Annotated in this window: 10 protein-coding genes; 5 read left to right on the forward strand and 5 right to left on the reverse strand. The window is 34.3% G+C overall.

Annotated elements, in window-relative coordinates; genetic code table 11:
- Nucleotides 1–94 precede the first annotated feature (94 nt).
- Both ES676_RS13070 and ES676_RS13075 read left to right on the forward strand, forming a co-directional pair.
- Nucleotides 95–1,414 (forward strand): M16 family metallopeptidase, encoded by a 1,320-nt coding sequence (locus ES676_RS13070; protein ID WP_148370774.1) that lies wholly within the window; start codon nt 95–97, stop codon nt 1,412–1,414.
- 85 nt (nt 1,415–1,499) lie between these two features.
- Complete coding sequence (locus ES676_RS13075) at nt 1,500–3,578, forward strand: M16 family metallopeptidase (protein ID WP_148370775.1); 2,079 nt, start codon at nt 1,500–1,502, stop codon at nt 3,576–3,578.
- Between the two features lie 53 nt (nt 3,579–3,631).
- On the opposite strand, the gene ES676_RS13080 is transcribed toward ES676_RS13075, so the two are convergent.
- On the reverse strand, nt 3,632–4,504 hold the full coding sequence (locus ES676_RS13080; protein ID WP_148370776.1) for a DMT family transporter: 873 nt from the start codon (nt 4,502–4,504) through the stop codon (nt 3,632–3,634).
- Nucleotides 4,505–4,606: 102 nt separating this feature from the next.
- On the opposite strand from ES676_RS13080, the gene ES676_RS13085 reads away from it, so the two are divergent.
- Nucleotides 4,607–5,167 (forward strand): heavy-metal-associated domain-containing protein, encoded by a 561-nt coding sequence (locus ES676_RS13085; protein ID WP_148370777.1) that lies wholly within the window; start codon nt 4,607–4,609, stop codon nt 5,165–5,167.
- Nucleotides 5,168–5,259: 92 nt separating this feature from the next.
- Here ES676_RS13085 and gldD read toward each other — a convergent pair whose 3' ends face one another.
- From gldD to mutY, 4 genes are all read right to left on the reverse strand, one after another.
- On the reverse strand, nt 5,260–5,865 hold the full coding sequence (gldD, locus tag ES676_RS13090; RefSeq protein WP_148370778.1) for a gliding motility lipoprotein GldD: 606 nt from the start codon (nt 5,863–5,865) through the stop codon (nt 5,260–5,262).
- Nucleotides 5,866–5,881: 16 nt separating this feature from the next.
- Nucleotides 5,882–7,201: a gliding motility-associated protein GldE gene (locus ES676_RS13095; protein WP_148370779.1), complete on the reverse strand. Its 1,320-nt coding sequence runs from the start codon at nt 7,199–7,201 to the stop codon at nt 5,882–5,884.
- A 17-nt stretch (nt 7,202–7,218) separates the two neighbouring features.
- Nucleotides 7,219–7,692: a single-stranded DNA-binding protein gene (locus tag ES676_RS13100; RefSeq protein WP_148370780.1), complete on the reverse strand. Its 474-nt coding sequence runs from the start codon at nt 7,690–7,692 to the stop codon at nt 7,219–7,221.
- A gap of 90 nt (nt 7,693–7,782) precedes the next feature.
- On the reverse strand, nt 7,783–8,823 hold the full coding sequence (gene mutY, locus ES676_RS13105; protein WP_148370781.1) for an A/G-specific adenine glycosylase: 1,041 nt from the start codon (nt 8,821–8,823) through the stop codon (nt 7,783–7,785).
- A 136-nt stretch (nt 8,824–8,959) separates the two neighbouring features.
- Here mutY and ES676_RS13110 point away from each other — a divergent pair, with 136 nt between their 5' ends.
- Entirely contained in the window at nt 8,960–9,250 is a 291-nt protein-coding gene (locus ES676_RS13110; protein WP_148370782.1) for an HU family DNA-binding protein, read from the forward strand.
- Nucleotides 9,251–9,559: 309 nt separating this feature from the next.
- On the forward strand, nt 9,560–11,104 hold the full coding sequence (locus ES676_RS13115) for an Rne/Rng family ribonuclease (protein WP_148370783.1): 1,545 nt from the start codon (nt 9,560–9,562) through the stop codon (nt 11,102–11,104).
- Nucleotides 11,105–11,759: the final 655 nt, after the last annotated feature.

Below are 11,759 nucleotides of genomic sequence, written 5' to 3' on the forward strand. Positions count from 1 at the left end.
ACCCTTTACAATTGTTATTTTTGGTTAAGGCTTGTAACAAAAAGCACGCTTTATAGACCTATAATTAAATTGATTAACTAAAACAATCTCAAAAATGAAAAAAAATTTATTCTCGTTAGCGGCTTTGCTTTTAGCTGGTATATCTATGCACGCTCAAGAAGTTAAGTTTGAAGAGTATGATTTAGATAATGGCATGCACGTTATTTTACATCAAGACAATTCCGCTCCAGTTGTAACCACCTCTGTTATGTACCATGTTGGTGCAAAAGACGAAAACCCAGAACGAACTGGAATGGCCCACTTTTTTGAACACCTATTATTCGAGGGCACCAAAAACATCCCGCGTGGCGAATGGTTTACTATTGTGTCGTCCAACGGCGGAAGCAATAATGCAAATACTACAGACGACAGAACGTACTACTACGAAGTATTCCCTTCTAACAGCCTAGAATTAGGTTTATGGATGGAATCTGAGCGTTTACTACACCCTATTATTAACCAAATTGGTGTAGATACACAAAATGAAGTCGTAAAGGAAGAAAAACGTTTACGTGTAGACAACCAGCCCTACGGAAATCTCTTGGCTGAAGTAAAACAATACATCTTTAAAAAGCACCCGTATAAAGGAACAACTATTGGTAAAATGGAACATCTTGACGCCGCTTCTTTAGAAGAATTTAAAGCGTTCAACAAAAAGTTCTATGTGCCAAACAACGCTGTATTAGTTGTGGCTGGAGATATTGATGTTGCCGAAACAAAAAAAATGGTTCAAAATTATTTTGGCCCTATTCCTAGAGGTGAAGCTATTGTAAGAAATTTTCCAAAAGAAGATCCTATTACAGAAACGATAACAGCGAAAGCTTACGATAGTAATATTCAAATTCCAGCGGTAATTGCTGCATATAGAACACCGTCTTTTAAAGAGCGCGATGCTTATGTTTTAGATATGATTTCTAGTTATCTAAGCGATGGAAAGTCTTCTGTTTTATACAAAAAACTAGTGGATGATAAAAAAATGGCGTTACAAGTGGCAGCGGTTAACTTAAGTCAAGAAGATTATGGTACATATGCTCTTTTTGCCTTACCACTAGGCGATGTTACTTTAGACCAATTGGTAAGTGAAATGGATGAGGAGGTTGTTAAAATTCAACAAGAGTTAATCTCTGAAAAAGACCATCAAAAACTTCTTAATAAATTCGAGAATAATTTTGTTAACGCAAACTCTAGCGTGGCTGGAATTGCAAATTCTTTAGCACGATACTACATGCTATATGGCGATGTTAATTTAATTAATAACGAACTCGAAATTTACAAATCTATTACCAGAAAAGAAATGCAAGCTGTTGCTAACAAATATCTAAACCCAAACCAGCGTTTAATTTTAGATTATTTACCACAAAAAGACGACAACTAAAATATACGATTAAACAGACGCTTTTAATTCAAATTTAATTTGAAAGAGCACCCTTTAAAAACGATATTAAAACAAAACAATACAGATGAAAACAAAAATAACGACTCTTATAGCATTGTTTTTATTATCTCTTTCTGCAACAGCACAAATAGATAGATCAATGCAACCAAAACCAGGACCAGCTCCAAAAATTACGTTGGAAGTGCCCGGTGAATTTCAACTTAAAAACGGACTTAAAGTGTTGGTGGTAGAAAACCACAAATTACCGCGGGTATCTTACACTTTAAAAATTGACAACAAACCACACGCTGAAGGAAAAAACGCTGGTACCTCTAGTCTATTAGGCGCAATGCTTGGAAACGGAACGGCTACTATTTCTAAAGATGTCTTTAACGAAGAAATCGATTTCTTAGGAGCGCGACTCAATTTTAATGCTGAAGGCGCTTCAGCAAGTGCACTTTCAAAATATTCTGAGCGTATTATGGAGCTAATGGCAGACGCTGCTATTAATCCACTTTTAACAGATGAAGAATTTCAGAAAGAAAAAGCAAAAGCAATCGAAGGAATTAAGTCGAACGCTAAAAGTGTAGATGCAGTAGCCTCTCGCGTTGGCGGCGCCTTGTCTTACGGTAAAAATCACCCTTATGGAGAATTTGTTACCGAAGAAACCCTAAACAACATCACCATAGATAATATCCGTGCCTATTATCAGACATATTTTAACCCAAACAATGCGTATTTAGTAATTGTAGGTGACGTCGATTTTTATACCATAAAAAAACAAGTTGAAAAATACTTCAAAAAATGGGAAGAAGAAGCAGATATTTCAACGACTGTACCAAAGCCAATAGATAATGTGCAATACACACAAATCAACTTTATTGATATGCCGAATGCGGTGCAATCCAATATCTCAATAACGAACAACGTCGTCTTAAAAATGAATGACCCCGATTACCACGCGGTATTAATTGCTAATAAAATCTTAGGTGGCGGTTTTAATTCTTACTTAAATATGAATCTACGTGAAGCTAACGGTTATACTTATGGCGCACGGTCTAATGTCGGTACAGATCGCTACGGCGCTTCTCGTTTTACAGCAGGAACAGCAGTAAGAAACGCGGTTACAGACAGTGCTGTCGTAGAAAGCTTAAAAGAATTAAAGCGTATTAAAACGACAAATGTTACTTATGAAGCTTTAAATAATGCTAAAGCAAAATATGTTGGAGACTTTGTTTTAGCTCTAGAAAGCCCAAGAACTGTAGCAAACTATGCTTTAAATATAAAAACAGATAACTTGCCTAAAGATTTCTATAAAACGTATTTAGAAAAAATTAATGCCGTAACTGTTGCCGATGTGAAACGTGTTGCAAATAAATATTTCTCTACCGATAATGCTAGAATTGTTGTTGTAGGAAAAGGAAGTGAGGTTATAAATAACTTAGAGAAAACTGGACTCACAATTAAATATTTTGATGCTTACGCAAACCCAGTTGATAAACCAACATTTTCGAAACCCATACCTGAAGGTGTCACAGCACAAACAGTAATTAATGATTACATTACTGCTATTGGAGGTAAAGAGAACTTAAACAAAGTAAACTCTCTTTTAGTAGAAGCAAACGTCACCATTCAAGGCGCACCATACGCACCAAAAGCAACGGTTAAATCTATGGCGCCAAATAAGTTTTCTATGGAATTAAACATAGAAGGAATGGGTACTGTTATGAAACAAAAATTTAACGGTGTTTCTGGGTACCAAGAACAGGCAGGCCAAAGAGCCCCTATGGAAGCATCAGTTCTAGCTGAAAAGAAAGCTCAAAAAGGAATATTCGAAGAACTATATTTAACGCCAGCCGATATGTCTCTAGAATCTATTATTGTAATAGAGGGCCAAGATACCTATAAAATTAAAGTAACTCAAGGAGATAAAGTATCTCATAAATATTATGGTGTAGACAGTAATTATTTAGTGCGTACTGAAGGCACTACAGAAGCGCAAGGCCAAACAATCAATTCAGTTGAAGACACTTCAAATTACAAGAAAGTAAACGATGTAATGATTCCCTATACACAACATATCGTTAACGGGCCGCAAACTATAATTTTTGAAACGACCTCTGTAAAAATAAATGAAGGTGTTTCAGTTGAAGATTTTAATTAATTAGTAAACATTTTTACCCTATCAAACCGGTACTTTTTAAGTATCGGTTTTTTTTATGCTTTTGTCCTATTGGCCAAATACACGCCAATTAAAATAAATAAACTTCCAAATCCTTGAGACCAACTAAACCCTTCACCATCTAGCAAACCCCAGCCCAAGGCAACTATAGGCATTACGTAAGTGACTGACGAAGCAAAAACAGGCGTCGAAAGCTGCACCAATTTAAAAAACAACACTTTTGCCATTGCCGTGCCAAATAGAGCAAGAACAAAGACATGAAATAAGGCACTTTTAAGCTCCGGACTATTGAAAGTATCCACCGTAAAAAAACCTGAAAACAGCAAGACAATTAACGCAGGCACAATTATAGTGGAATAGCTCCCCACAGCAATCGTTAAAGGTTTAACATGTTGTAAATACCGTTTAATAATATTTACATTCGCCGCATACATAAGCGTAGATAAAATAATATATCCAGCAAAGAAGTAATTTTGATTCGGATTTAACTCTGCTCCTTTTAAAATTAAAATAGAAGTCCCAATAAAACCAATAATCACTCCTGCTATTTGTCGTTTTGTAGATGCGATTTTAAATATAGCAAATCCCATTAAAATGGTGTTTAACGGTACTAATGAATTTAAAATGGAAGCAACCGCACTATCAATTTCGGTTTGGGCGATAGCAAACAAAAATGCAGGAAAAAAAGAGCCTAGAAAACCCGATAATGCCATCCATTTCCAAGTGCCTTTTTCAATTTTTTTAATGTGATTAAAGCCAACTGCTAATAATAACAACCCTGTAATTAGATTTCTTAAAGCCCCCAATTGAAAGGACGTTAAACCAATTAAAGATTTTTTAATTAATATAAAGGACGTACCCCAAATTACAGATAATATAATCAGGTATGTCCATTTAGAATTTTTCATTAGTGTTAATTATTTTAATAATATGCAAAAATGTATTATTTAAGTCAATAAATAATACATTTTTGCTAATTTTGTAAGAGACAAATTAATCTTATACACACTATGAAAAATTTAAAAAACAGTATAGTTATCGCTGTATTAGCATTACTTGCTTTTAACTGTAAGAATGAAGCGCAACCGGAAGTTAAGACAGTAGACACAGAAACGACAGTTACCGCTGACGCCGAAAAAGCAGAATTAGATCCCAATGCCACCTACGCCAAAGCAGAATTTAAAATAGAAGGAATGACTTGCGCCATAGGCTGCGCCAAAACCATAGAGAAAAAAATCTCTAAAATGGAAGGCGTAAAATCGGTGGCTGTCGATTTTGATAGAGAATTAGCAATGGTAGAATACGACGAAGCTAAAGTTACTCCTGCGTCCTTAGAAACAACCGTAACTGGTGTGTCTGACACTTATACAGTAAAAGATATTAAATCTGTTACAGCGTTTTCGAAAGCAAAATCTTGCGATAAAGACTGTTGTAAAGATAAAACAGCGGAAGAGAAAGCAAATTGCAAAATGGATTGCTGTACAAAAGCTGCTGAAGGTTTAGAAAAAACTATGGCTTGTGCTAAAGATTGTAAAAAAGCGTGCTGCTCTAAAGAGGCAAAGAAAGCATAATTTACAGATACAATTTACTAGAAAAGGTTTCGCTATGCGAAGCCTTTTCTATTCATTACCTTTTAGTGTCTGCATAAAATTGACGTATTCTTTTATTTCCAAGTAATACTTTCCATTAATCGCTTAATGTCTTTTTGAAGATATTTCGCGGCCGGATAAATAGAGTCGTAATTAGGTTTTGCGTAGAAATATAAAGACCCAATTAAAAAATGATTAGTACTGTCGGTTACATAAAATTGCGCTTGCGAAGCAGCATCTCCATTTACTTCGTAGTACATACCGTAAACATTACTCCTTTTGTTTTCATAGACCTCTCCAGCAATACCATCTGCTTTTTTAGTGTGTTCTTGCGTAAAGTTCTGAGCATCTATTAAATAATTTCTGAGGTACGCTTCGTTACCTTCAATATTTTTATAGGTTAAGTAAATAGTACCTTTTAATTTCTTGTAAGTTACATTCACACCATAACTTAATGTCGCCGCTGGCAACTGTTTTACGCTTACTTTTTCTGCCAATTCATTTTTATCAAAACTAAACGGAACCTCCAAATTCTCCCTATTATAAATAGCTTCAGGATATTCTAATCTTAAAAAGGCCTTGGGCTTAGGTGTTACCGCTTCATTACAGCCTAACAGCGTAAAAAAGAAGACAACTATCACACTGCTTTTTAGGTCAATACAACTCTTTATAGTATTCATTTTAACAATCTAATTTTTAAACATCCTCAGTACTAGGTAAGGTTACTTTTAAACGTTTTATTCTTTTATTATCTAAAACCTCAATACTAAACATATAGTCTTCAAACGTAATCTCGTCGGCTTGTGAAGGGAATCCTCCAGAAATCTCTAGTATAAAGCCAGCTAGGGTTTCAGCTTCTCCTTTTTTATCTTCAAAAACGCTCGAATTGTCGAGCTTTATAATTTTATAAAAATCTTTTAAAGCCGTTTTCCCTTCGAACACGTAGTTTTTATCGTCTAATTTAGAAAAAATCACATCCTCATCATCAAACTCATCACTAATATCTCCTACAATTTCTTCTATGATATCTTCTAAAGACACAATACCAGATGTGCCACCATATTCGTCTACCACTACAGCCAGATGGACTTTCTTCTCCTGAAATTCAGCCATTAAATTATCCAGTTTTTTATTTTCTGGCACAAAAAACGGTTCACGAATTAACGCGACCCAGTCTAATGTTTTATCGTTTATGTGCGGTAGTAAATCTTTAACGTACAGTATTCCTTTTATATTATCGACATTATCGGTGTATACCGGGATTCTAGAATAGCCGTTCTCGGTGATTTCCTTAATAATTTCACTGTATTCCTGCTCTACATTTAACGCAAAAATATCCAAACGCGGTCGCATTACTTGCTTGGTGTCGGTGTTACCAAACGACACAATTCCTTTAAGTATTTTCTGCTCTTCTTTTGTCGTATCGTCTCCACTTGTAAGCTCTAAAGCTTGCGATAATTGGTCTACACTTAAATTAGATTTTTGTTTTCCTAATTTGTTATGAATGCCTAGCGTTATAGCACGCATTGGCAAACTTATAGGAGAAAAAAGAAAATCTAAAACTCGTAGTGGAAAGGCCATTAAAATAGCAAATTTCAAACTGTTTCGGCTAGCATAAACTTTGGGTAAAATCTCACCAAACAGCAAAATTAAGAAGGTAATTACAACAACCTCGACCACAAATTTAAGGGCAGGATTGACTATGCTTTCAAACATAAAATTCCCTAAAAAGGCGAAAAGTATAACAATACCAATATTAATGAAGTTGTTAGCAACTAGAATTGTTGCCAGTAGCTTTTTAGGACGCTCTAGAAGGCCGGTAATTATTTCGATAGCTTTAGACGATTTATAGTCTTCCTGCTCGATGTCTGTTCTAGTTAACGAAAAAAGAGCGACTTCTGCTCCAGATATTAAAGCGGAACAAATTAGTAATATTATTAACAATAAAAAACCTAAAACAACCGAAAAATCGATTGAAGAAATAAATGAAAATAAGCTCGTGGGTTCGGGATCCAATGCGTTAAAATTTAGTATTAAAATGGTAAATCGTTATCACCATCGTTGTTAGAATCTTTGGCAGCAGAGGGCGAAGTTAAGCCGTTCTTTGGCGCTTCGTTTTGAGACTCTTGTTTAGATTCTTGAGAGGCAGCTGCATTTTGTTCACTTTCTTTCTTTGTACTTAAAAATGTAAAATCTGTAGCTTGAATTTCTGTTGCATAGCGATCGTTACCAGAATCATCTTGCCATTTTCTTGTTTTAAGACGGCCTTCAATATAGACTTTATCGCCTTTACTTAAATATTTTTCGCAAATTTCTGCCGCTTTGTTACGCAACACAATATTGTGCCATTCGGTATTTGTAACGCGTTCGTTATTTTGTTTACTTACATAGGTTTCGTTAGTCGCTAAAGGAAAACGCCCAACACACCCGCCACCTTCAAAATAGTGCATTTTGATTTCGTCTCCTAAATGCCCAATTAGCATAACTTTATTTAACGTACCTGACATAAATAGTCTTTAGTTTAATCCGCAAAATTACGGCTTTACAATTCATAAATTTAAATTTAATAAAAAAATATGGTTCGCCGTGTTAAAGCTTTAAAAATTAAAATTTTCAATAAAATTACCTATTAAAATAGGAACAGGAAATGTGGGCACCTTATTAAAAGGCACGCCCTCTGGTAACGTACCATTTACAGTAACTATCCAGAATTTAGTGTACAAATGTTGGTGCGATAATTTATGTACAATATCGGTTGTGTTATATAAGGACAATTCTAGAGTTTCAGATTCCACATAGTTTAACGCTTTAACAGCTTTTAGGACCGTCTCATAATTGGCCGCTGTATCGGTTTCAATTAATGGAAATTGATACAAATTTTGCCAAATCCCTTTACCTTGCCGTTGTTCGACAATTGTTGTATTATCTTCGGAAAGTATAACGATATAATTAAAGAATTTTTTCTTCACCTTTAAAGCCTTCAATTTAACGGGCAAACAATTAATCTCTTCCTTTTGAAAGGCCACACAATCGCTACTAAAAGGGCAAACCGTGCAGTCGGGCGTTTTAGGTTTGCATTGGCGTGCTCCAAACTCCATAATCGCTTGGTTAAATGTTGCAGGATCTACAGTCTCAATAAGATTCTGAGCTATAGCTTTAAACTCCTTAAAACCCTTACCGCCAGTAATAGGGGTATAAATACCATAAAAACGTGATAAAAAACGATACACGTTTCCATCTATTACCGCTGTTTTCTCATTATAACAAAAGGATGCTATTGCACTTGCGGTATAGTCACCCACTCCCTTTAGTTTAATAATCTCGGAAAACGTTTTTGGAAACACCCCATTTAATTCGGTTGCGATATATTGTGCAGAAGTATGTAAATTTCGAGCTCGAGAATAGTAACCGAGTCCTTGCCATAATTTTAGAACATCGCTTTCATCGGCATCGGCAAGATCAAATATTGTGGGGTAATTAGAGACAAATGACGTGTAATATGGTAACCCTTGAGCAACTTGTGTCTGTTGTAGAATAATTTCTGACAGCCAAATAGAATAGGGATCGGTTGTGTTTCGCCACGGTAAATCGCGCTTATTTACTATATACCAGTCTATTAGAGTTTTCTGTATGTTCATTTTTTAATTAATTACTATGCACAAATGTAAACGTTTATAGCATTAAATTTTAATGGATTAGGTTTGAAATATTGAATATTAAATTCTTATATTTGCCTTCCCTTATAATTAATAGTAACGCAAACAAGAAAAGAAAATGACTAAAGCTGATTTAGTATCAAAAATTTCTGAAAAATTAGGAATTGAAAAAGGAGATGTACAAGCTACTATCGAGACTTTTATGGATGAAGTAAAAACATCTTTAGAAAGTGGTGACAATGTATATTTAAGAGGTTTTGGTAGTTTTATTATTAAAACTAGAGCTGAAAAAACGGGTAGAAATATATCAAAGAATACTACCATTAAAATCCCTGCACACAATATTCCTGCTTTTAAACCGGCAAAAGTATTTGTAGAGGGTGTAAAAACGAATGTAGACGTAAAGTAACATATAAACGAATTATTAATTTAAAACCAAGATCTTATGCCAAGTGGTAAAAAAAGAAAAAGACACAAGGTTGCAACGCATAAGCGTAAAAAAAGAAGACGCGCTAATCGACACAAAAAGAAGAAATAGTTCAAAAAAGTAGTTGTAAAACTACTTTTTTGTTTTATTAAAACAATGTTCTTTGACAACGAGTTTAATGTTAAAAATATGTAAGACCTTGCGTATTTGTTAAACTCACTGGATTTTAAAATCCTGTGAAAAATAATGTATAATCCATCTATACTTAATTGTATGGATAAAAATTAACTTATGGATAAAGAATTGATTATTCGATCTAATTCAGAAGCTGTTGATTTTGCCTTATTAAAAGATGGAAAACTTATTGAATTGCATAAAGAGGAGGATGGTATCAAGTTTGCCGTTGGTGATGTGTTTATTGCCAAAATACGGAAAGCGGTACCTGGACTTAATGCTGCATTTGTAAATGTAGGTTATGAAAAAGATGCGTTTTTGCATTATCATGATTTAGGCCCAAAAATTTCTTCTCTTTTGAAATTCACAAAACGTGTAAGCACAGGTAAATTAAATGACTTTTCTTTAAAAGACTACCCATTTGAAAAAGAGATTGATAAAGACGGTAAAGTTGCCGATGTTTTAAAATCAAATCAATCTCTATTAGTACAAATAGTAAAGGAACCAATTTCTACCAAAGGCCCTAGAATAAGCTCAGAGCTTTCTATAGCCGGTAGATATATTGTTTTAGTCCCGTTTTCTGATCGTATTTCTATTTCTCAAAAAATAGAAGATAAAGCAGAAAAGGAACGATTAAAATTATTAGTTAGGAGTATAACTCCTAAAGGTTTCGGAGTTATTGTGCGCACAGTAGCCGAAGGTAAAAAAGTGGCAGAATTAGATAAAGATTTACAAAATTTGTTAGGTCGCTGGACCGCAATGTGTAAAAAACTAAACAAAGCCAATCATCCCTCAAAAGTATTAGGAGAATTAAATAAAGCCTCTTCAATGTTAAGAGATATATTTAACGACTCTTTTACTAGTATTCAAGTAGACGATGAAGCGCTTTACATTCAAATTAAAGAGTATGTGCAAGAAATTGCACCAAAAAAAGAATCAATCGTAAAATTACATCAATCTAACATTCCTATTTTTGAAAAATATGGAGTAGAAAGACAGATAAAAACCGCTTTTGGTAAAACGGTTTCTATGGCTAAAGGGGCTTACCTTGTCATAGAACATACCGAAGCACTACATGTTATTGATGTAAATAGCGGAAATAGATCTAACAAATCTAACTCTCAAGAAGAGACTGCAATGGAAGTTAATATGATTTCTGCAGCTGAAATTGCTAGACAACTTCGTCTTCGTGATATGGGAGGAATTATTGTTGTTGACTTTATAGATTTAAATAAAGCTGATAACAGAAAGAAACTCTACAACTTTCTTCGCGATGAAATGAAAGATGATAGAGCAAAACACAAAATATTACCGCCAAGTAAATTTGGATTAATTCAAATTACTAGACAGAGAGTAAGACCAGAAATGAACATTAAAACCAGCGAGGAAAATCCTAATGGAAATAATGGCGAAGAAGTTGAAGCTCCAATTATTTTAGTACAAAAATTAACGCATGAACTTGAGCAATTATTTAAAAAAGACTATAAAAAGATAACTTTAAACACACATCCTTTTATAGCGGCCTTTCTTACGAGAGGTTTTCCATCTATACGTTCAAAATGGTTTTTTGAACACAAAAAATGGGTCAAAATTTTACCTAGAGATGCTTACACATATTTAGAATACCATTTTATTGATAAAAATGGTGAAGAAATTAAATAAAAAAAACCACATCTTAATCGATGTGGTTTTTTTTTGCTTTAAACGGAAATATGCAGACTATAGTGTATACTCATTATTGTCCCTTAATATCGCTTTGTTATGCCTTAGACATCTTAAATAGGGATTATTCTCGACAATGGTGAGAAATGTCGCCGTTCAAAACTTAGAACACTTGGGATAGAGAATTCAATCTAATTATTAATGACCGGTAAAGCCTTCAGACTACGCTCAGAATAAACTAAAACCGAAGCTCGGTGGGATTATCAATCATTTTTTATTTATGACTTTATAAGCCACCTCTCGACTGCGCTCGAGGGACAAGTTTAATACTTTTTAAATATATTTTTAATAGACAGTTTTACGCCTTAGGTTAATGCCGTGTCCGGCAAATAAGGTTGCCTAAACACAACATTTAGAATTGTTCTTATATCCTACTAATTATCATAGCCCAAATAATTAATTACTAGCTATAAAAAAAGCCAGAACATAAGTTCTGGCTTTTTAATTTTAGAAACTAACTCTTGGAGGTTAATTACTGTTAGGTCCACCACTTTTAATAGTGAATTGAGAACGTCTGTTTTGTTGATGTTGCGCTTCAGTACAGTTTGTACCGCACTGCACTGCAGGCTCACTTTCTCCTTTGCCTTCTCCTGTT

The sequence above is a fragment of the Bizionia saleffrena genome (assembly GCF_008086175.1).
GTDB classification, from domain to species: Bacteria; Bacteroidota; Bacteroidia; order Flavobacteriales; family Flavobacteriaceae; genus Bizionia; species Bizionia saleffrena.

What these genes read in the sequence shown, in the direction of transcription:
- ES676_RS13070 (WP_148370774.1), top strand. Translation starts at nt 95, where the DNA reads ATGAAAAAAAATTTATTCTCGTTAGCGGCTTTGCTTTTAGCTGGTATA.
- ES676_RS13075 (WP_148370775.1), top strand. Translation starts at nt 1,500, where the DNA reads ATGAAAACAAAAATAACGACTCTTATAGCATTGTTTTTATTATCTCTT.
- ES676_RS13080 (WP_148370776.1), bottom strand. Translation starts at nt 4,504, where the DNA reads ATGAAAAATTCTAAATGGACATACCTGATTATATTATCTGTAATTTGG.
- ES676_RS13085 (WP_148370777.1), top strand. Translation starts at nt 4,607, where the DNA reads ATGAAAAATTTAAAAAACAGTATAGTTATCGCTGTATTAGCATTACTT.
- gldD (WP_148370778.1), bottom strand. Translation starts at nt 5,865, where the DNA reads ATGAATACTATAAAGAGTTGTATTGACCTAAAAAGCAGTGTGATAGTT.
- ES676_RS13100 (WP_148370780.1), bottom strand. Translation starts at nt 7,692, where the DNA reads ATGTCAGGTACGTTAAATAAAGTTATGCTAATTGGGCATTTAGGAGAC.
- mutY (WP_148370781.1), bottom strand. Translation starts at nt 8,823, where the DNA reads ATGAACATACAGAAAACTCTAATAGACTGGTATATAGTAAATAAGCGC.
- ES676_RS13110 (WP_148370782.1), top strand. Translation starts at nt 8,960, where the DNA reads ATGACTAAAGCTGATTTAGTATCAAAAATTTCTGAAAAATTAGGAATT.
- ES676_RS13115 (WP_148370783.1), top strand. Translation starts at nt 9,560, where the DNA reads ATGGATAAAGAATTGATTATTCGATCTAATTCAGAAGCTGTTGATTTT.